The 20,493-nt window shown below is 72.4% G+C and carries 18 protein-coding genes; 10 read left to right on the top strand and 8 right to left on the bottom strand.

The genetic code is table 11. The features are described from left to right. The first annotated feature begins 16 nt into the window (after positions 1-16). From ACIBR0_RS11345 to ACIBR0_RS11335, 3 genes are all read left to right on the top strand, one after another. On the top strand, positions 17-1,165 hold the full coding sequence (locus ACIBR0_RS11345; protein ID WP_396714516.1) for a hypothetical protein: 1,149 nt from the start codon (positions 17-19) through the stop codon (positions 1,163-1,165). 298 nt (positions 1,166-1,463) lie between these two features. Beyond that, positions 1,464-1,850 (top strand): DUF2267 domain-containing protein, encoded by a 387-nt coding sequence (locus tag ACIBR0_RS11340; RefSeq protein ID WP_396714514.1) that lies wholly within the window; start codon positions 1,464-1,466, stop codon positions 1,848-1,850. A 169-nt stretch (positions 1,851-2,019) separates the two neighbouring features. After that, entirely contained in the window at positions 2,020-3,609 is a 1,590-nt protein-coding gene (locus ACIBR0_RS11335) for a beta-1,3-glucanase family protein (protein ID WP_396714512.1), read from the top strand. 50 nt (positions 3,610-3,659) lie between these two features. On the opposite strand, the gene glpK (ACIBR0_RS11330) is transcribed toward ACIBR0_RS11335, so the two are convergent. Both glpK (ACIBR0_RS11330) and ACIBR0_RS11325 read right to left on the bottom strand, forming a co-directional pair. Beyond that, positions 3,660-5,183: a glycerol kinase GlpK gene (glpK, locus tag ACIBR0_RS11330; protein WP_396714510.1), complete on the bottom strand. Its 1,524-nt coding sequence runs from the start codon at positions 5,181-5,183 to the stop codon at positions 3,660-3,662. A gap of 43 nt (positions 5,184-5,226) precedes the next feature. Further along, entirely contained in the window at positions 5,227-5,994 is a 768-nt protein-coding gene (locus ACIBR0_RS11325; RefSeq protein ID WP_396714508.1) for an IclR family transcriptional regulator, read from the bottom strand. Between the two features lie 192 nt (positions 5,995-6,186). On the opposite strand from ACIBR0_RS11325, the gene ACIBR0_RS11320 reads away from it, so the two are divergent. From ACIBR0_RS11320 to ACIBR0_RS11310, 3 genes are all read left to right on the top strand, one after another. Continuing rightward, positions 6,187-7,020 carry an MIP/aquaporin family protein gene (locus ACIBR0_RS11320; protein ID WP_396714506.1) on the top strand — a complete coding sequence of 278 codons (834 nt, stop codon included), beginning with the start codon at positions 6,187-6,189 and terminating at the stop codon, positions 7,018-7,020. Positions 7,021-7,068: 48 nt separating this feature from the next. Next, positions 7,069-8,586 (top strand): glycerol kinase GlpK, encoded by a 1,518-nt coding sequence (glpK, locus tag ACIBR0_RS11315; protein ID WP_396714504.1) that lies wholly within the window; start codon positions 7,069-7,071, stop codon positions 8,584-8,586. 82 nt (positions 8,587-8,668) lie between these two features. After that, positions 8,669-10,405, top strand: a complete 1,737-nt coding sequence (locus tag ACIBR0_RS11310) for an FAD-dependent oxidoreductase (RefSeq protein ID WP_396714502.1) — start codon at positions 8,669-8,671, stop codon at positions 10,403-10,405. 21 nt (positions 10,406-10,426) lie between these two features. On the opposite strand, the gene ACIBR0_RS11305 is transcribed toward ACIBR0_RS11310, so the two are convergent. The 5 genes from ACIBR0_RS11305 to ACIBR0_RS11285 form a co-directional block, all read right to left on the bottom strand. Then, positions 10,427-11,446: a GGDEF domain-containing protein gene (locus tag ACIBR0_RS11305; protein ID WP_396714500.1), complete on the bottom strand. Its 1,020-nt coding sequence runs from the start codon at positions 11,444-11,446 to the stop codon at positions 10,427-10,429. 175 nt (positions 11,447-11,621) lie between these two features. Next, positions 11,622-11,747, bottom strand: a complete 126-nt coding sequence (locus tag ACIBR0_RS11300; RefSeq protein WP_396714498.1) for a hypothetical protein — start codon at positions 11,745-11,747, stop codon at positions 11,622-11,624. An 86-nt stretch (positions 11,748-11,833) separates the two neighbouring features. Continuing rightward, entirely contained in the window at positions 11,834-12,304 is a 471-nt protein-coding gene (locus ACIBR0_RS11295) for a phage holin family protein (protein WP_396714496.1), read from the bottom strand. Positions 12,305-12,415: 111 nt separating this feature from the next. Further along, positions 12,416-13,342: a hypothetical protein gene (locus tag ACIBR0_RS11290; protein WP_396714494.1), complete on the bottom strand. Its 927-nt coding sequence runs from the start codon at positions 13,340-13,342 to the stop codon at positions 12,416-12,418. 105 nt (positions 13,343-13,447) lie between these two features. Further along, entirely contained in the window at positions 13,448-14,671 is a 1,224-nt protein-coding gene (locus tag ACIBR0_RS11285; protein WP_396714893.1) for a multidrug effflux MFS transporter, read from the bottom strand. 116 nt (positions 14,672-14,787) lie between these two features. On the opposite strand from ACIBR0_RS11285, the gene ACIBR0_RS11280 reads away from it, so the two are divergent. Then, positions 14,788-16,074 carry an MFS transporter gene (locus tag ACIBR0_RS11280; protein ID WP_396714492.1) on the top strand — a complete coding sequence of 429 codons (1,287 nt, stop codon included), beginning with the start codon at positions 14,788-14,790 and terminating at the stop codon, positions 16,072-16,074. Here the strand turns inward: ACIBR0_RS11280 and ACIBR0_RS11275 are convergent. Next, positions 16,019-17,347, bottom strand: a complete 1,329-nt coding sequence (locus ACIBR0_RS11275) for a nicotinate phosphoribosyltransferase (protein WP_396714490.1) — start codon at positions 17,345-17,347, stop codon at positions 16,019-16,021. The genes ACIBR0_RS11280 and ACIBR0_RS11275 overlap by 56 nt on opposite strands. Before the next feature lie 169 nt (positions 17,348-17,516). Here ACIBR0_RS11275 and ACIBR0_RS11270 point away from each other — a divergent pair, with 169 nt between their 5' ends. The 3 genes from ACIBR0_RS11270 to ACIBR0_RS11260 all read left to right on the top strand — a co-directional run bounded on the left by ACIBR0_RS11270 (position 17,517) and on the right by ACIBR0_RS11260 (position 20,445). Then, entirely contained in the window at positions 17,517-18,446 is a 930-nt protein-coding gene (locus ACIBR0_RS11270) for a hypothetical protein (RefSeq protein ID WP_396714488.1), read from the top strand. 104 nt (positions 18,447-18,550) lie between these two features. Next, positions 18,551-19,822, top strand: coding sequence for a sensor histidine kinase (locus ACIBR0_RS11265; RefSeq protein ID WP_396714486.1), 1,272 nt, complete (start codon positions 18,551-18,553; stop codon positions 19,820-19,822). Continuing rightward, positions 19,819-20,445 (top strand): response regulator, encoded by a 627-nt coding sequence (locus ACIBR0_RS11260; protein WP_396714484.1) that lies wholly within the window; start codon positions 19,819-19,821, stop codon positions 20,443-20,445. The genes ACIBR0_RS11265 and ACIBR0_RS11260 overlap by 4 nt, the downstream gene beginning before the upstream one ends. Positions 20,446-20,493: the final 48 nt, after the last annotated feature.

Below are 20,493 nucleotides of genomic sequence, written 5' to 3'. Positions count from 1 at the left end.
ATCAGTTGTACCGGATGTGACGCCGAGATCAGCGGTCATCGACGGCCCGGAGACCGGAGACCCTCCCCGCTGGCGGACCAGGTGGTCCCGCCGCGAGGACGACCGGCGGCAGCATGCGTATGACGAGGCAGCCTCGACCTGGCAGCGGCACCACGACCATCTCACGCGGCTGCGGATCGAGGCCGCCGGCTTCCAGGGCTACCTGCCTTCCACTGTCGGCCTGCCGGTGCAGCTCGCCGACCACGAGGTGGTCTACCGCGTCCTGACGGGCGTGCAGCTGGTCGAGGTTCCCGCACGGCACGCCGTCGGGTTGCCGGCGCCCGGCGTGACGATCGGCGTACGCTCCACCCCGGGTGGACGGGGCTCACCGAGCGGCCTTCGGATCGTCGACGACGGCGCCCTCGTGGTCACCAGTCAGCGGGTCACGTTCTCCGGGTCGGGCGGCGAGCGCGAATGGAGGTACGCGGACGTCACGGGGCTCGCGCACCACACCGACGCTCCACTGTCGCTGCTGCACAGCACCGAGGAGCCCCGCCTGGCCGGGCTCCTGGCTCCACCCGCCGCGGTGGTGAACTTCCGCTTCTACCTCACCCTCGCGTTCGCCGCCGCCACCGGGCGCCGTGCCGACGTCGTCGCCGACATCGATGCCTCCCTCACCGCTCACGAGGCGACCCGACCGGTGCCACCACCGCCCGCACGACCGACGGACGCGCCGCTCACCGCCCTGCGGCCGGACCGCCGCACGAGCGCGGCAGTCGCCCTGGTTGTCATCGTCGCCGCGTTGACCACCGCAGCCTTCAACGCTGCGTCCACCGACCCGCCGTACCGGGCCGAGGCCGGCACGTCGGCTCCCTTCGCCACCGACCCACCCGGCCCCGCCGGCGCCACTTTCCCGGAGCCGGTCACGTCGACCGGCACCCCGACCCTGCCCGCCGCCCTCAGCACCACGGCGCGGGCCGACGGGACAGGCCAGCAACCGGCACCGGGCACGTCACCGGTCCCGCCGTGGGCATCCGCAAACGCCGCACCGGTGGCGACGAAGGACCACACACGGCGTCCCCGTCCCACCGTCCGTCCTGTGCCAACCACGGGTCGGACCCCCGCCACGGCACCACCGCCGAGGACCGCGGCGCCGTCGAAAACCGCGCCGGAGCCGAGCGAGTAGCGAGTCCGCCCTGCTCACCACGTGCCTGGCATTCCTTCACGTGCGCTGGTGGACCCCTGTCGTGCGTACGACCCTGAGGGCGCGGGACCGGACGGCGAGGACGATCGGCACGAGACCGGGCAGCCGGAACACCGCGATGCCGTAACGGTCGCAACCTTTCCCGTGGCGGGTGGCTTCTGCTCCCGCGTACCGGGTAATCCGTCGCGCCCCGTGCTGTTGTCGTGGCGACGACGACACCGGCGTAGGGCGCAGGGGTCCCGACCGGAGGAGCCGGGACCGTGGGGGGAAGGAGCGGGTCATGGAGTACGAGCAGTTGATCTCCGCGGTGCGGCAGCGCGCCAACCTCAGCGACGAGGAGGCCGCACGGTCCGTCCAAGCCGTCCTGTCGGTGCTCGGCGAACGACTCGCCGGACGCGAGGCCGACCATCTCGCGGCACAGCTACCGGATCGGGTCGACCGGTACGTCACGCGTAATCCCCAGGGCCGACGGTGGGACGTCGGCGATTTCCTGCGGATCGTCGGCGAGCGGGAGCAGTGCGCGGACGCGGACCTGGTCCGCCAGCACGCGCAGGCGGTGCTGCGCACCGTCGCGGACGCGCTGGACGACGACGAGCGTGCCGACCTGCTCGCCCAGCTTCCCGGCGGCATCGTCGATCTCTTCGGTGTCCCCACCCCGCGCGGTTGACACCACCCGCGCCGCCCTCGGACCACCGCACCCGCACCCGCCTCCTCGGAGGCGGGTCTTGTGCCTCCCGTCGCCCGATGCATCGTCGACCTTCTATTGACACGCGTAGTTGACAGTTGGAGTCTGAGAGAGCGCTCTCTCACCCGCCCGCCACCCCCGAGGAGTTGCCGTGGGCATCCGAAGAAGACTCCTGACCGCTGTCTCCGTCCTGGTCGTCGCCGTCCCGACGATCGCCGTCGCCTCCCCCGCCCAGGCGGTCGGCCCCACGCTGCTGCCCGTCACCGTGACCAACAACACCGGCCGCGCCGAGGCCGTCCATCTCTACGTGATCGGCATCCAGCTCACCAGCAACCGCCTCGGTTACGTCGACCAGGCCGGCACGTTCATCCCCTGGTCCGGCGGCCAGAACCCGCCGGCGCCCGCGCCCGACGCCTCCATTCCGGGCCCGGGCACTGGCGGCACCGCCACCATCCGCTTCCCGCGCGGCTTCTCCGGCCGCGTCTACTTTTCCTTCGGCGAGAAACTCCGGTTCTTCCTGACCCCCGACGGACTGGTGCAGCCCGCGCCCTGGGCGCCCGGGGACGCCAACCGGGACATCCTGTTCGACTGGAGCGAGTTCACCTACAACGACGCCGGGCTGTGGCTCAACAGCTCGCAGGTCGACATGTTCGCGGTGCCGCACGCGGTCAGCGTCACCGGCGCCAACGGTGTCACCAGGCGCACCGGGGACGTGGTCAGCAACGGCCGCAACGCCATCATCGACGGCATCCGATCCCAACCCGGCTGGGCGAACACGGTGTACACCCGGTCCGACGGGACGGTGCTGCGCGTGCTGGCACCGGGCAAGGCCGCCGGCGCGGGTCTGCTCAGCTCCACCTACCTGGACTCGTACATCGCCTCGGCGTGGAACGCGTACACCACCAGGACCCTGACCGTCGTGCCGTTCGCCAACCAACCGACCATCCGGTACTTCGGGCGGACCTCCGGCACTGTCATGACCTTCACCAACGGCGCCGGCCAGGTGGTCGCGTCCTTCAACCGGCCCTCGTCGGCCAGCGTGTGGGGCTGCGACGGCGACCTGCCCGCACCGAACGACCAGGTGGTCGGTCCGATCTCCCGTACGCTCTGCGCCGCGCTGAACCGAGGCACCCTGGGCAGCATCGACACCCAGCCCAGCACCAACCCCGTCGAGTTCTACCGCAACAACCCGACCAACCACTACGCCCGCGTCATCCACGCCAACATGGTCGACGGCAAGGCGTACGCCTTCGCCTTCGACGACGTCGGTGCCTTCGAGTCGCTGGTCCACGACGGCGACCCGCGCTCGGCCGGGCTGATCCTCAGCCCGTTCGGCGCCGGTCCGGGCAACCCCGGTGGCGGCTCGGCGCTGGTGAGCAACTGGAACAACAAGTGCATCGACGTGCCCAGTTCCACCTTCGCCGACCGGGTGCAGCTGCAGATGTGGGGCTGCAACGGCACGAACGCGCAGAAGTGGACGTTCACCGGTACCGCGCTGCAGAGCCAGAACAACAAGTGCATGGACGTCGACGGCGGAGCGACCGGGAACGGCGCTGTCATCCAGCTCTACACCTGCAACGGCACCGGAGCGCAGCAGTTCACCCTCACGGCCGCCGGTGACCTGGTCAACCTGCGGGCCAACAAGTGCGTCGACATCAAGGACTGGAACGGCGCGGACGGCGCCCGGCTCCAGCTCTGGGACTGCGCCGGCACCGCCAACCAGAAGTGGCGCAGAGGCTGACCCACCCGCGAGAGCCGTCCCGGTGACACCGTGGCGGCTCTCGCCGCCGGTCATCCATCGGCGGCCCCGGCCCGGGGCTTGACCCAGTCGAAGGTCCGCTCCACCGCCCGCCGCCAGTTGTCCCGTTCCTCCGCGCGGACCGCGTCGTCCATCTCCGGCACCCAGCGGGCGGCCAGGTGCCAGTTGCGGCGCAGCCCCTCCAGGTCGGGCCAGTAACCGACCGCCAGCCCGGCGGCGTACGCGGCGCCGAGGGAGACCGTCTCGGCGACCATCGGGCGCACCAGCGGCACCGCGAGCACGTCGGCGACGAACTGCATCAGCAGGTTGTTGGCGGTCATCCCGCCGTCCACCCGCAGCGCCGTCAGCGTCAGGCCGGAATCGGCGTTCATCGCATCGACCACCTCGCGGGTCTGCCATCCGGTGGCCTCCAGCACCGCCCGGGCCAGGTGCCCCTTCGTGATGTACGAGGTGAGCCCGACGATGACCCCGCGCGCCTCGCTGCGCCAGTGCGGCGCGAACAGCCCGGAGAAGGCCGGCACGATGTAGCAGCCGCCGTTGTCGTCCACCGTCCGGGCCAGTGTCTCGATCTCCGGCGCGCTGCTGATCAGCTCCAGCCGGTCGCGGAACCACTGCACCAGGGAACCGGTGATCGCGATGGATCCTTCGAGGGCGTAGACCGCCGGTTCGCCGGCGATCTGGTAGCCGACGGTGGTGAGCAGACCGTGTCTCGAGTTCACCGGCTCCGTACCGGTGTTGAGCAGCAGGAAACTCCCGGTGCCGTACGTGCACTTGGCGTCGCCCGGTGCGAAACAGGTCTGGCCGAACAGGGCGGCCTGCTGGTCGCCGAGCGCTGCGGCGATCCGCACGCCGGGCAGGACGGCGGTCACGGTGCCGTACACCTCCGACGAGGAGCGGATCTCGGGCAGCATGGCGGCCGGGATGCCGAAGAAGGACAGCAGGTCCGGGGCCCAGGCGAGGGTGTGCAAATCCATCAGCATGGTGCGGCTGGCGTTGGTCACGTCGGTCAGGTGCAGACCGCCGTCCGGCCCGCCGGTGAGGTTCCAGATCAGCCAGCTCTCCATCGTTCCGAAGAGCACCTCGCCGCGCTCCGCCCGCTCGGACAGCCCCGGCGTGTGGTCGAGCAGCCAGCGCAGCTTCGGGCCCGAGAAGTACGTGGCCAGCGGCAGCCCGCACCGCTGTTGGAGGTTCGCAGCAGCAGGCGCCCGGCTCAGCGTCTCCACCAGCGCGTCGGTGCGGGTGTCCTGCCAGATGATCGCCGGCGCCACCGGTGCGCCGGTGCGCCGGTCCCACACCACGGTGCTCTCCCGCTGGTTGGCGATGCCGATCGCGGCGACCTGACCGGCGACGATGCCGGCCTGGGCGAGGGCCCGGGGCACCACCTTGCCGACGTTGCGCCAGATCTCCAGCGCGTCGTGTTCCACCCAGCCCGGCCGGGGGAAGTGCTGCTGGTGCTCCCGCTGCGCCACCGAGACGAGGTTGCCCCGGTGGTCGAACACGATGCAGCGGGTCGAGGTCGTGCCCTGGTCGATGGAGACGACGTAGCTGTCAGTCATTCCTCGTCCTCTCTGGCGCGGGGGGCGGGGCAGGGTGGACGGCTCACCAGCGGGCGGCGCCGAGATCCCGGGACACCGCCCGGGCGGCGTCGCGGACGTACGCGACAAGCGACGGGCGTGGCTGGCGTTGTCCGTCGCAGACCCGGTCGACCGGGCCGGAGAGCCCGATCGCGCCCACGACGAGGCCGCCGTAGCCGCGGATGGCCGCGGCGATCCCGGCCTCGCCGAGGGTCATCTCCTCGATCTCGGCGCCCCAGCCGTTGTCCCGGATCCTGGTCAGCTCCCGGGCGAGGGTCCGGGCGGTGACCAGGGTGCGCCGGGTGTACGGCTCGGGTTCGCCCTGCAGGACCGCGTTGGCAGCACCGACGTCGTAGGCCAGCAGGACCTTGCCGAGCGCGGTGGCGTGCGGGGGCAGCAGGGATCCGACGTCGAGGGTCTGCAGGGTGTCGTCGGGGCGGAAGACGTGGTGGACCACCAGCACCTTGCCGTCCAACAGGGTGCCGATACGGACGGCCTCGCCGCTGCGCGCGGCCAGCGGGTCGGCCCAGTTGATCGAGCGTGAGCGCAGTTCGTTGACGTCGAGGTAGCTGGTGCCCAGGTGCAGCAGCGCCGCCCCGAGTTGGTACTTGCCGGAGGTCTTGTCCTGCTCCACGAAGCCGACGTCCTGCAGGGTGCGGACAATGCCGTGTGCGGTGCCTTTGGGCAGGTCGAGGGACCGGGCGATCTCCCCGATACCGAGCCGGCCGGAGCTGCTGGCGAGCAGGCGGAGGATCGCCGCGGCCCGCGCGATGGACTGCACCTGACCCGGCATGGGCCGGAATGCTAACGGCATTCCGGTGGCCGCAACAGTGTTCGACATTGTCGACCGGGGTTCGTTGACCGGGCCTCGAGGGGTTTCCTACGGTTCACGACACGGTCACGTCCGACGCCTCGGCGTTACCGGCCGGCCCTCCGCTCCCCCCACGCAGCGGGCCGTCACCCCCCACCACCTCTGGAGGCACCCATGGCGCAACGGTTGAAAGTCCCCGGGCTCGTCGGCGAGTTGGCCGCCGAGTTCGCCGGCACCGCGATCCTCATCCTGTTCGGCGTGGGCGTGGTCGCCCAGGTGGCCGCGGCGGGAACCGGAGAGTTCGACAGCATCGCCTGGGCCTGGGGCCTCGGCGTCACGCTCGGCGTGTACGTGGCGGGCCGGATCAGCGGCGCGCACCTCAACCCCGCGGTCACCGTCGCCCTGGCCGTCTTCAAGGGCTTCTCCTGGCGCAAGGTGATGCCGTACGCGCTGGCCCAGACCGCCGGCGCGTTCGTCGCGGCCCTGATCATCCGGTGGAACTACAGCGAGGTGCTGTCCCGGTTCGACCCCGGTCTGACCAGCAAGAGCCAGGGCGTCTTCTCCACCCTGCCGGGCGCCGGGGTGACCGAGTGGGGTGCGCTGCGCGACCAGATCATCGGCACGGCCATCCTGCTGTTCCTCGTCCTGGCGGTCACCGACGCGCGTAACTCGCTGCCCGCCGGCAACCTCGCCCCGCTGATCGTCGGCCTGATCGTGGTGGCGATCGGCATGGCCTTCGCCGTCAACGCCGGCTACGCCATCAACCCCGCCCGCGACTTCGGCCCCCGTCTCGCCTCGTTCCTGACCGGTTACGAAACGGCCTTCCAGGACACCAGCGGATATCCGTACTTCTGGGTGCCCATCGTCGGGCCGCTCATCGGTGGCGTCATCGGTGCCGGCCTCTACGAGCTGATCATCGGCCGCTTCCTGCCCAGCGACGACGAGCTGGAGCCGGGCACCCTGGCCACCGAGACCGTCGCGGTCCCGGCCGAGCCCGCCCGCGTCTGACATCCTCCGGTCCACATCCCCCGGGACGAACACAAAGGAGACACCCGAATGGCTGACTTCGTCGGCGCGGTAGACCAGGGCACCACCAGCACCCGATTCATGATTTTTGATCACGGCGGCAACGAGGTCGGCCGCCACCAGCTCGAGCACCAGCAGATCCTGCCGCAGGCCGGCTGGGTGGAGCACAACCCCCTCGAAATCTGGGAGCGAACCCAGACGGTCATCCAGACCGCGATGAACGCCCGCGGCCTGACCGCCTCCGACTTGGCCGCGCTCGGCATCACCAACCAGCGCGAAACCACCGTGGTGTGGAACCGCCGGACCGGGCGGCCCTACTACAACGCGATCGTCTGGCAGGACACCCGTACCGACCGCATCGCCTCCGCGCTGGAACGCGAGGGTAAGGGCGACATCATCCGGCGCAAGGCGGGGCTGCCGCCGGCGACGTATTTCTCCGGCGGGAAGATCCAGTGGATCCTGGAGAACGTCGACGGGGTGCGGGAGGCCGCCGAGCGCGGCGAGGCGGTCTTCGGCAACACCGACACCTGGCTGCTGTGGAACCTCACCGGTGGCATCGAGGGCGGGGTGCACGTCACGGATCCCACCAACGCCAGCCGCACCATGCTGATGAACCTGGAGACGCTGGACTGGGACGACGAGCTGCTGTCGTTCTTCGACATCCCGCGCGCCATGCTGCCGGAGATCCGCCCGTCGTCCGACCCGCGCTCGTACGGCAGCTGCAGCATGAACGGCCCGTTCGCCGGCGCGGTTCCGCTCACGGGCGACCTGGGCGACCAGCAGGCCGCCACGGTCGGGCAGGTCTGCTTCGCCCCTGGCGAGGCGAAGAACACGTACGGCACCGGCAACTTCATGCTCCTCAACACCGGCACCGAGATCGTGCGGTCGAAGGCAGGACTGCTCACCACGGTGTGCTACCAGTTCGGCGACCAGGCACCGGTGTACGCGCTCGAAGGGTCGATCGCGGTGACCGGCTCGGCCGTGCAGTGGCTGCGCGACCAGCTCAAGATCATCAGTAACGCCGGGCAGAGCGAGATCCTGGCCCGCCAGGTGGAGGACAACGGCGGGGTGTACTTCGTGCCGGCGTTCTCCGGCCTGTTCGCCCCCTACTGGCGCTCCGACGCTCGCGGCGCGATCGTCGGACTCTCCCGGTTCAACACCGACGCCCACATCGCCCGCGCCACCCTCGAGTCAATCTGCTACCAGAGTCGTGACGTGGCCGAGGCCATGGAGCAGGACTCCGGAGTGCACCTGGAGTGCCTCAAGGTGGACGGTGGCGTCACCGTCAACGACCTGTGCATGCAGATGCAGGCCGACATCCTCGGTGTGCCGGTCAGCCGGCCGGTGGTTGCCGAGACGACCGCGCTCGGCGCGGCGTACGCCGCCGGCCTCGCCGTCGGCTTCTGGAAGGACACCGACGAGCTGCGCGAGAACTGGAACGAGAGCCGGCGGTGGCAGCCAGGGTGGTCGCCGGAGCAGCGCGAGACCGGCTACGCCCGGTGGAAGAAGGCGGTCCAGCGCACCCTCGACTGGGTCGACGTCGGCTGACGCGTACCCCCATCCCCGCACGGATCCGGGCGGCCGGCACTCTCGCCGGCCGCCCCACCCCTCCACAGGAGAGAGAAGACGGATGCACCCCGCGACACTGTCACCGGCCGCCCGCGAGCGGTCCCTCGCCGCCCTCGGCAGCGGCCAGGAACTGGACGTCCTGGTGATCGGCGGTGGCGTCACCGGCGCCGGCTGCGCCCTCGACGCCGTCACCCGGGGCCTGTCGGTCGGGCTCGTCGAGGCCCGCGACTGGGCCAGCGGTACGTCCAGCCGGTCCAGCAAGCTCATCCACGGCGGCCTGCGCTACCTGGAGATGCTCGACTTCGGGCTGGTTCGCGAGGCTCTGCGCGAGCGGGGCCTGCTGCTGCAACGACTCGCCCCGCACCTGGTCCGCCCCGTGCCGTTCCTGTACCCGCTGCGCCACCGCGGCTGGGAACGGCTGTACGCCGGCGCCGGCGTGCTGCTCTACGACACGATGAGCCTGTCCGGCAACCACGCGCGCGGCGTGCCGGCCCACCGGCACCTGAGCCGCCGAGCGGCGCTGCGCGCCTGCCCGTCGCTGCGGCCCGAGGCACTCGTCGGCGCCCTGCAGTACTACGACGCCCAGGTCGACGACGCCCGGCTGGTGACATTCCTCGTCCGCACCGCCGCCGCGCACGGTGCGCACCCGCTGTCGCGGGCCCGGGTCGTGAACCTGCTGCGGGAGGGCGCCCGAGTCACCGGCGCGCGCGTGCACGACCAGGAGACGGACCAGGTGTTCGAGGTGCGTGCCCGGCAGGTCGTCAACGCCACCGGGGTGTGGACCGACGACATACAGGCCCTGGTCGGCGAGCGGGCGCCGGTGCAGGTACGCGCCTCCAAGGGCATCCACCTGGTGGTGCCGCGCGACCGGATCCGGTCCACCACCGGCCTGATCCTGCGCACCGAGTCCAGCGTGCTGTTCGTCATCCCCTGGGACCGGCACTGGCTGATCGGCACCACCGACACCGACTGGGACCTGGACAAGGCACATCCGGCGGCGACCGGCCGCGACATCGACTACCTGCTGGAGCGCGTCAACACCATGCTGGCCACCCCGCTGACCCGCGACGACGTCGCGGGCGTGTACGCGGGCCTGCGCCCGCTGCTGTCCGGGGAGTCCGACGCGACCGCCAAGCTGTCCCGGGAGCACACCGTGGTCACCCCGGCACCCGGTCTCGTGCTGGTGGCCGGCGGCAAGTACACGACGTACCGGGTGATGGCGCGGGACGCTGTCGACGAGGCGGTGCGGGGCCTCGGCGGTTCGGTGCCCGCCTCCTGCACCGACCAGGTGCCGCTGCTCGGCGCGGAGGGCCACGTCGCCCGCTGGAACCAGCGCCGCCGCCTGGCGCAGCAGGTCGGCCTGCACGTGGACCGGGTGGAGCACCTGCTGCGGCGCTACGGCGCGGCCGTCGACGAGGTGCTGGCGCTGCTGCGGGCCGACCCCACGCTCGGCGAGCCGCTCGACGGCGCGGAGGACTACCTGCGGGTGGAGGTCGTCTACGCGGCCTCGGCCGAGGGTGCGCTGCATCTCGAGGACGTGCTCACGCGGCGTACCCACGTGTCGATCGAGAGCTTCGACCGGGGCCTCACGGCCGCCCGGCCGGCGGCGAGGCTGATGGCTCCGGTGCTCGGCTGGGACGACGAGCGGATCGAGCGGGAGGTGGCGCACTACGTCGCGCGGGTCGAGGCAGAACGCGCCGCGAACGAGCAGCCGGACGACGCGACGGCCGACGCCGTACGCCTCGGGGCGCCGGAGGTGGTGCCGGCGGTGGTGCCGGCGGTGGCCGTGGCGGCCTGAGCGACCTCCGGCGGGGCGCCGCTACGGGCTGCCGAGGTCCGGCGAACCGGCCAGCAGGCCGTACCCCGTCCTCGACGGCCGGTGGGCGGTGCGGCAGCGGTCCTGTTTCACGCGGTAGAGGCGCTGGTCGGCCACCTGCATCAACGTCTCGAGCGTGTCCCCGTCGTGCGGGGCGGTGGCCCAGCCGATGCTGACGCCGGTGTGCTCGCGCAGGGCCCCGTCGATGCGCGCCGCCACCGTCCGCGCGGTGAGTTCGTGGGCGTCGACCAGGACGGCCACGAACTCGTCTCCACCGACCCGGGCGATGGCGTCGCCGGCACGCACCGCCTCCCGCGCCGCCGCCACCGTCCGTTGCAGCAGCGCGTCGCCGGCGGCATGGCCGAGACGGTCGTTGACGAGCTTGAAGTCGTCCAGGTCCAGGCACAGCAGGGACACTCCGGGGCGGCGACAGCCCCGGAACAGTGGTCCGGCGAAGTCCGCCAGGCCGCGCCGGTTCAGGGCGCCCGTCAGCGGGTCCAGCGTCGCGAGGGACCGGAGCTGGGAACGCTGCCGCGCCACGATGCGGGTCTGCGTGGCGCAGACCGAGATCAGCACCAGCATCCCGGCGACGTAGATGAAGACGTGCCCGGGCCGCGTCGGTTGCCCGGCCGCGGCGACGGCCAGGTAGGACCCGACGATGAGCGCCTCCAGCCCGATCAACAGCCGCAGGTGCGGCGTGAGGCTGGCGACGAACACGGAGGTGGTCACGAACCCCAGGGTGGCCGGCGAGGCGGCGCCACCGTCCCAGTACGCGCCGAGCGCCGCCATGAGGAGCGTGACCAGCAGGATCGTGAACGAGACGAGGTACGCGCCCGCTTTCGTGGTGATCCTCTTCGCCACACACAGCCCGACCGTGCCGGCCGCCATCCCACAGCCGTACGCCGCGAGCATGAGGGTCCGGTTGGGCTCGTGGATCGTCATGAGGCAGTAGACGATGGCGACCCCGTGGGAGCCGACGTGCAATGCCGCGCTGAGGGCCATCCGCCGTCGGCGCTCGTTCATCCCATGGTCCACCGCACCCACTGCCCCTTGACGACGGGTCTGACCAGGCGTCTTCGCACGTCGACATTCAATGGTGTGGGTTAGTTCACAGTCAATAGCCCCTCGTCCACAACTGTCCTACCAGGACGAGATCGCACCTAGGGTGGCGCTCGGGATCGCGGAGCGTAGTGGTCGTTCAGTGGTCGGTCGGCGGGATCGACGAAGCCTTGGCCGCGTGCTTGGCCTTCTTCGCCGCCCGCTTCTCCTTCAACGTCTTGCCCTGCTTCTTGACGTTGTTCTTCTGGTGCGACTTGTCCGACATGGCTACCTTCCCTCTCGACGCAAGGATGGTGTTCGGCGGTCGTCACCGCGCGGCCGGCAGGCCGGGCGGCACCCCGCATGTCGACGTCAACGGTCCTGCCTGCTGGCACTCAACTGGTCCAGCTCGTCCCGAACGGCGGCGGCACCGGCCGGCACCACCCGACTCGCGGTCGTGGTGACGGCGTCCTGCATCTCGTCCGCCAGCCAGGCCGAGTGGCCACCCGCCGCCCGCAACTGCTCCATGCCGGCCCGTCCCAGCACGATGGCGGCCACGAGGTAGCCCCCGGTGAGTCCCGCGGTGGCGAGCCGGCGGGGCAGGAAGGTCTCCAGCAGGCGCAGCACCGTGGTCGAGGCAGCACCGGCTCCCAGGACGAGACACCCTCCGGCGGTGGCGAGCAGCGCCAGGCCGACTCCCGTCGGGCCGGCCGCCCGCATCAGCTGGGTACGTACCTCCCGGACCTCCTCGCGTACCACCTCGGCCACGTCCGCGGCCAGGCGCTCGGTCGGACCGACGGCCGTGCCGGATGCTCCGGGCCGTCTCGCTGCTGCTTCACTCATGGGTCCCCCTCGTCCGCTGCGGGCAGCGACTTACCCGCAAACGTCACCGCCACACCTGCCCGCTCGCGCTCCGGACGGCAGACATCACGGTGCGTTACGGACGGGCCGGACTCAGGTCGAGGGCGACGCGCTCCGGTCGGAACGTGCGGGCACGGCGTTGTCGACGTTGAGCAGGCCGGCGTCGACCACGGCGCGACTCATCGGCCGGGTCAGCTCGGCGAGGCGCGCGCACCCGTCGGCCCCGAGCACCGCGTACGCGGGCGTGGCGAGCCGGTCGGTGGCCGCCTCGATCCACGCGCGCTGCGCCCGTCCGCTGTCGCTCAGGGTCGGCTCGTCGCCCTCGACCAGTCCGCGGGCGCGCAGCCGCTCGACCGCGTCGGCCCACTGCTCCGCGTTCCAGCCGCGGGTGCGGCGCAGGAAACGGACCGGCACCGCGCCGGATGCGGCGTGCAGCACCAGCGCCTCCACCCCGCTCAGACCGGCGAGCACCAGGGCGGCCACGTGCCCGTCGCCGCGGAACTCCCGCAGGACCGTCTGGGCCTGCCACAGGATCAGGTGCGGCTGCTCCGGCCAGGGCAGCGCGGCATGGGCGGCGAACAGTGGCCGACCCTCCGGCCAGGCGGTGGCGGACTCGGCCGCGCGGCGGGCCAACTCGGCCGCCTCGGCCATCTCCGGGCCGTGCACCACGTCGCCGAGCGCGCGCGTCAGGGCCGCACCGGCGGCCTCCAGCCGGGCGGCCAGCACGGCCGCCGGCGTCGCCCGCTCCCAGGCGGCCGGCAGCACCCGGGCCACGAGGTCCGGGTTGAAGTTGAAGAAGCTGGCGACGACCGGGCCGGGACCGACCGGCCCCAGGGCAGCCGCCCGGGAGGCGAAGTAGCCGGCCGGCTCCGCGATGCCAAGGGCGGCGTACCGCTCGTGCGCCTCGGGCACGAAGTAGATCATCCCGTGCAGCGGCTCGGTCACCCGCCAGGCGTGGCGCACGACGGCCGGGTCGAGCACCCCCGGCTTCTGCCAGCTCAGATCCGCCACGTCGGTCATGTCGCCGCCTTCCGCCGATGAGGTTACCGACCGGTAGCTTCGCACGTCGACGACAGCGGTGTCACGCACGTCTTCGGGGCTGTCAGGACCGCATGCCCAGCATTCTCAGTGCGCCGCCACGACCACCGCACCGGCGTCGAGGTCGACGAGCCGGCCCGGCCGCACCACCACGAGCAGAACCGCCGTCGCCGCCACCATGCCACCCGCCACGACGAGGGCCATGGCGACCGCGCCGGTGCCGAGCACGCCCACCAGGGGCGCGGCCAGCGCGCCGACGCCGAACTGCACCGCGCCGAGCAGGGCGGACGCCGTGCCGGCCGCTTCCCCGTGCCGTGCCAGGGCCAGGGCCGGCGCGTTCGGCATCGCGAGGCCCGCCGCGGCGAGCACCACCCACAACGACACCAGCAGGCTCGGCAGCCCACCGAACCCGGTCGCGGCGAAGCCGAGCAGCGCCAGCCCGGCCACGGTTCCCACGGCCAGGGCGGCGACGAGGATCCGCTGCGACGAGTGGCGGCGCAGCAGCCGTACGTTGAACTGGGTCGCCGCGATCAGCCCGACCGCGCCCGCGCCGAAGGCGAGCCCGAACTGCTGCTCGTCGAGCCCGTACTGCTCCTGCAGGACGAACGACGACCCGGCCACGTAGGCGAACAACGCCGCCATGGCCAGTCCGGCGACCAGGACCAGACCCACGAACGTACGGTCCCGCAGCAGCGCGCTGTACACGGTCAGCGTCGCGACCACTCCGCCGCGCCGGCGCCGGTCGCGCGGCAGCGTCTCGGGCAGGCCGAGCGCGGCGACCACGACGAGCAGCACACCGAAGGCGGCCAGGGCCACGAACACCCCGCGCCAGTCCGTCCAGCGCAGCAACCCGCCGCCGAGAGTCGGAGCGAGGATCGGCGCCGCACCCATGACCAGCAGCAGCCGCGAGAGCAGCGTGGCGAAGGCCGCGCCGCTGAACAGGTCGCGGACCACCGCCATCGCGACCACCGAGGCCGCGGCGATGCCGAGACCCTGTACCACCCGCAGTCCACCGAGAACCGCGATGTTCGGTGCGACGGCGCACAGCAGGGACGCCACGACGTGCAGCGCGACGCCGCCGATCAGCGGCGCGCGCCGGCCGACGGCGTCGGACAGCGGGCCGATCAGCAACTGGCCGACGGCGAGGCCCGCCAGCGTGCCGGTGAGGGTCAGTTGGACCGCCGCCGACGTGGTCTGGAAGTCGGCGACGATCGCGGGGAGCGCGGGCAGGTACATGTCGATGGTCAGCGGACCCACCGCGATCAGCGATCCGAGGACGAGGACGAGCCGCAGTCGCTGCCGGGGGCTCATGAGGTCCCCCGGCGTGTGCGCGGGGAACGGTGCAGAAGTCACGTCCAACTGCAAATCCAGATCCGGTGCTCTGATTCCCCCTCGGCCGGGAGGCGACGGAGATCACACTGGTGGTGATGGCACACGGACCGACGCCCGCGGGGGCCTCCACCGGTCCCTCGGTGGCGCCGGCCGGCCACCTGTCGGCGTGGCGGTTCGTGGTGTGGTTCGGCGTCGTGGCGATGTTGGCCGACGTCGTCTACGAGGGTGCGCGGTCCATCACCGGACCCCTGCTGGCCCACCTGGGAGCGAGTGCCCTGGTGGTGGGGGTGGTCACCGGCGTGGGTGAGGCGTCGGCGTTCGTCCTGCGCCTGGTGTCCGGGCCGCTGGCCGATCGTACCGGCCGTTTCTGGGCGTGGGCGATCGCCGGCTACGGCCTCACCGTCGTCTCCGTGCCGCTGCTGGGCCTGACCTCGGTGCTGTGGGTGGCCTCCGCTCTGATCATCAGCGAGCGGATCGGGAAGGCGGTACGGCAGCCGGCGAAGGACACCCTGCTGTCACACGCGTCGGCCGTGACCGGTCGCGGACGCGGGTTCGCGGTGCACGAGGCGCTGGACCAGGCCGGCGCGTTGGTCGGGCCACTCGCGGTGGCCGGTGTGCTGGCGGTGACGGGGGACGACTACGGGCCGGCGCTGCTCACGCTCGCGGTCCCCGGGGCTCTCGCGCTCGCCCTGGTGGTGTGGTTGCGGGTCCGGGTCCCCCGCCCGGCCCGCTACGAACGGGGCGACACCTCCGCGCCGGCGGCACCGGAACGGACGCCCCGTCGGGCGCGAGGCAGTGGGGATGCCGCCCGCCTGCCGGGCCGGTTCTGGGTGTACGCGGTGTTCGCGGGGCTCACCATGACGGGGTTCGCGACGTTCGGGGTGCTGTCCTTCCATCTCGTGAGCGCCGGCCTGCTCCCCGCCTCGGCGGTGCCCGTGCTGTACGCCGCGGCGATGGTCGTCGACGCGGTGGCCGCGGTCGGCACCGGCTGGGCGTACGACCGGTACGGAGGCGTGGTCCTCGTCTTCCTGCCGGTCGCGGCCGCCCTCGTGCCCGCTCTGGCCTTCTCCGGCACGCTCGCGCCCGCCCTCGCGGGCGTCCTGGTGTGGGGCGCCGCCCTGGGCATGCAGGAGTCGACGCTGAAGGCCACGGTCGCCGACCTGGTGGGGCCGGACAGACGGGCCACGGCGTACGGCATGTTCGGTGCGGTGGTCGGTGTCGCCGCCGCCGCGGGTGGCGCGTTGGCGGGCGGGCTGTACGAGACGTCCGTCCCGCTACTGGTGGCCGTCACCGTCGCACTTCAGGTGGTGGCGCTGGTCGTGCTGGTCAGGACGTTGCGACGCGCGCCACCCGGTCGCGCAGCGCGGCGAGCGCCGGGCTGACGGTGGCGGTGAGCGGCGTCGGGTCCGCCAGCCTGCGCGCCGCCTCGGGCAGCCACGCGAGGTCCGCGTCGAACCGGCGGCGTGCGGCGCGCACCTCGGCGGCCGGATCGGCGTCGTCGAGCCGACGGCCGCCGCGCATGACCGGCACGAGCATCGGCTCCCGGTCGCCCGGTGGCGGCTCGTCGCGCAGCCCCACGACGTCGCCGCTCGTCCCACGGGGATCGCGGAAGACCTGCTTGGGACCGGGCAGGGTGGCCTTGCCGGGCGACAGCTTGAGCACCGGGCGGTCGCCGACGGCGACCAACTTGTACGCGCTGTCCAGGGACGGCGCGTCGTAGGAGACGCCCATCCGGGTGCCGACGCCGTACGCGTCGATCGGCGCGCCCTGGTCGACGAGCGCGGCGATGACGTCCTCGTCCAGACTGCCGCTCGCCACGATCTGGGCCCGGGTCAGCCCGGCACCGTCCAGGATCGCGCGGGTCCGCCGGGCCAGCGCGGCAAGGTCTCCGGAGTCGAGCCGGACGCCGAGCGGCCCGGTCAGGCCCAGCTCGGTGACGACGTCGACGGCGGCCCGCACTCCGGCGGGCGTGTCGTACGTGTCGACGAGGAACACGGGGTTCGTGGGAAAGTCCGTGGCGAACGCGCGGAACGCGGCCCGCTCGTCTCCGAACGCCTCGACGTACGAGTGGGCCATCGTTCCGGACGGCCGCAGCCCGTAGCGGCGGGCGGCCTCGACGTGGCTGGTCGCCGCGAAGCCGGCGATGGCCGACGCCCGCGCCACGGCCGCCCCCGCCTCGATCCCTTGCGTACGGCGGAACGCGAAGTCGATCAGCTGGGCGCCGCCGGCGGCGAGGCGGCAGCGGGCCGCCTTGCTGGCCACCGTGGTGTGGAAGGTGAGCAGGTTCAGCACACCGGTCTCCACCAGCTGCGCCTCGGCGATCGGCCCGGTGACCTCCAGCAGCGGCTCGTCGGCGAACACCACGCGACCCTCCGGCACGGCCCAGACGTCGCCGGTGAACCGCAGTCGCGCGAGCGCGGCGAGAGCCGGTTGGTCGAGCCCGACGACGTCGCGCAGGTAGTCCAGTTCGTCGTCGTCGAACCTGAAGCCCTCCAGGAACGCCAGCGCCTCGCCCAGCCCGGCGGCCACCAGGAAGCCGCGCCGTGGCGGGAGACGGCGGGCGAACAGGCTGAACGTGGCGCTCTCCACCATGTCGCGACGCAGGTAGCTGGCCGCCATCCGCAGCTCGTACAGGTCGGTCCGCAACCCCGTCATGTCTCCTCCTCGACCACGCCACCACTGTGTGCGATGCGACGGTCGGGCGCGCGCGAAACGGGAGGTATTCGCCTGCTACCCAGGGAGGAGGCGGCGCTCCGACCGCCGGCCACAACCCGGGCTCGCGGTCGGGCGCAACGCGGGTGCCGGTTCACCAGCATCTACAGACATGACTACCGCGCTGCACCGGGCGGCACACTGGCACCGCCCCATGATGGTCTTCGTCTCCGCGATGGCGGTGCTCGCCGTCGTCTCGGCGGTCGGCATCGTCGCCGATCCGCGTGTCCTCACCGGCGTACCGATCTGGCTCAAGCCGTTCAAGTTCGCCGTGTCGTTCGTGCTGTACGGCACCACCCTCGCCTGGATGCTCTCCCTCCTGCCGCAGCGCAGCCGGCTCGCGGAGTGGGCGGGCACCGTCGTCGTCGCGATGTCGGTGGCGGAGATGGTGGTGATCGTCGGGCAGGTGCTACGCGGCACGACCAGCCACTACAACGAGACCAGCGCGCTGAACGCCGTCCTGTGGCAGGCCATGGGCGCGTCGATCATGGTGCTGTTCGTCGCGCACCTCGTCATCGGGATCGTCGTGCTGTCTCAGCGGCTGGCGGACCGGGTCGCCGCGTACGCGGTCGGGCTGGGGCTCGGCCTGACCCTGCTGGGCATGCTGGCGGCGGTGCCGATGGTGCTGCCCGGGCAGGCTTCGGGAATCGAGGGGATCAGCGGGGCGCACAGCGTGGGCGTACCGGACGGAGGGCCCGGGCTGCCGCTGGTCGGCTGGAGCACCACCGGCGGGGACCTGCGAATCGGGCACTTCGTGGGACTGCACGCCCTGCAGGCGCTGCCGATCCTGGCGATCCTCCTGAGCCGGTTCCTCGGCACGCGGCTCGACGAGCGCAGCCGCGTGCGACTGCTGGTGGTCGCCGGCGTGGCCTACGGCGTACTCACGATGCTGTTGACCTGGCAGGCCCTGCGCGGGCAACCGCTCCTGCGTCCGGACGCGATCACCCTGGCCGCCGGGGCGGCCCTGGTGGTCGCGACGGCGACCGCCACCGGCGTGGTCCTGGCCCGCCGCCGCAGCCCGGAACTGGCGCTGGCCGCATGACCGCCACCCTGTTCACGCTGACGTTCGCGGTGGCCGCGCCGTTCTGGGCGCTGATGCTCCTGCTGCGGTTCCTGCGCGCCGCCGGCAGCGCCTAGGCTGATCCGGTGGGGTGGGTGGCACGACTGTTCGACACGCGGGACACGCTCGCGCGGATGCTGTTGCTCGACCTCAGCGGCGTCGGCTATCTGGTCTTCGGCACCCAGGCCGGACGTTCACCGACGGCCCTGCAGTGGTTCCTCGCGGCGGTCGCGTTCGCGGTCGCGCTGGTGCTCCACCGCCGACCGCTGCCCAACCTGCTGGTGCAGGCCGCGCTGCTGGCGGTCGCGATCCCCGTCCTCGACGACACGACGATCAACCAGGTGGGTGCCAGCTGGGCGTTGCTCGAGGTGGCCATGCGGGCGCCCCGGCCACGCACGATCTGGCTGGCCGCTGGTCTGCTGGTCGCGGTCGACCTGACCGACTCGATCGGCGACCCGTTCGGACGGGTCCTCTCCGGCGCCTTCGGCCTGCTGGTGGAGGTCGGCGTGCCGCTGCTGCTGGGCCTGGTCGTCCGGACCACGGGCGAAGTCGCCCGACAGGCCGAGCAGCGGGCGGCGGAGGAGCAGCGCCGGCGAGAGTCGGAGAGCCGCGCCGCCCGCGCCGACGAGCGCACCGCCATCGCCCGTGAACTGCACGACGTGGTCGCGCATCACGTGGCGTCGATGGTGCTGCGGGTCGGCGTGGCCCGGCACGTCCTCACGGACCTGCCTCCACAGGTGGGCGCGGTGTTCGACGACGTGCACGGCACGGGCACCGCGGCCTTGGCGGACCTGCGCCGGCTGGTCGCGGTGCTGCGCGACCCCGACGGGGTACGCGGTGACGCGGCGCTGACCGCGATCGAGCCGGCGGCGCTTCCGGCGGCCCTCGGCGCGGCCGTCGACCGGGCCCGCCAGGCGGGTGTCACCGTGGAGGCCGACATCGACCCGGCGGTCGGTTCACTCGACGCGGTTCGGGGCCTGGCGGTGCTGCGACTGACCCAGGAGGCGCTGACCAACGTGGCCAAGCATGCCGGCACGTCCGCGCTGGCGCGCCTGTCCGTCGCCGTGGTCGACGGAGCCGTCCGATGGGAGGTCTCGGACAACGGGCGCGGACGGGTGCCGGCGGCGGTGCCGGCCGGTGGCGGCCACGGCATCACCGGTATGCGGGAACGCGTCGACGTCCTCGGTGGTCACCTGGAGGCGGGCCCGACCGGCGAGGGTTGGCGGGTCCGCACCCTCCTCCCTGCCGCGGTCACCGGACCGACGGCGTCACCCCTCTCCCCCGCCGTCACGCCGGCCTCGTCGACGCCCCGGGCACGCGAGACCTCGGCCGGGCCGCACGCGCCGGAGCCGGCGTGATCCGCGTCCTGCTGGTCGACGACCAGCACCTCATCCGCGCGGGTCTGCGCATGCTCTGCGACGCCCAGCCCGACATCGAGGTCGTCGGTGAGGCCGACAACGGTCGCGAGGCGATCGCCCTCGCCGCGCGGCTCGTCCCCGATGTCGTCGTCATGGACCTGCGCATGCCCGGCGTCGACGGCATCACCGCGACCAGCCGCATCCTCGCCGACCGCCCCGCCACCCGCGTCCTGGTGCTGACCACGTTCGGCGACGACGACCACCTCTATCCCGCGCTGACCGCCGGCGCCTGCGGGTTCCTGCTCAAGGACGCACCACCCAGCGACCTGCTCGACGGCGTCCGCCGGGCCGCCGCGGGCGACAGCCCGTTCAGCCAGGAGGTGCTGCAGCGCCTGGTCCAGCGTGCGGTACATGCCCGTGCCGAAGCGCCACGGCCCGCTCAGGGACTGACCACGCGCGAACAGGACGTGCTGAACCTGGTCGCCGAGGGGCTTTCCAACACGGAGATCGCCGACCGGCTCCACATCGGCGTCACCACCGTCAAGACCCACATCACCAGCCTGATGACCAAGACCGACAGCCCCAACCGCGTACGCCTCGCCCTGTTCGCCAGGGGCGCCTGAGCGGCGCCCGCGGCCGGGGTCGGGCCGGCACGGTGCCCCACCCAGGAT

The sequence above is a fragment of the Micromonospora sp. NPDC049497 genome (genome assembly GCF_044465805.1).
Lineage (GTDB): Bacteria > Actinomycetota > Actinomycetes > Mycobacteriales > Micromonosporaceae > Micromonospora.
Note: the sequence above shows the minus strand (reverse complement) of the source record. Positions and strands in the feature narration are given on the sequence as shown.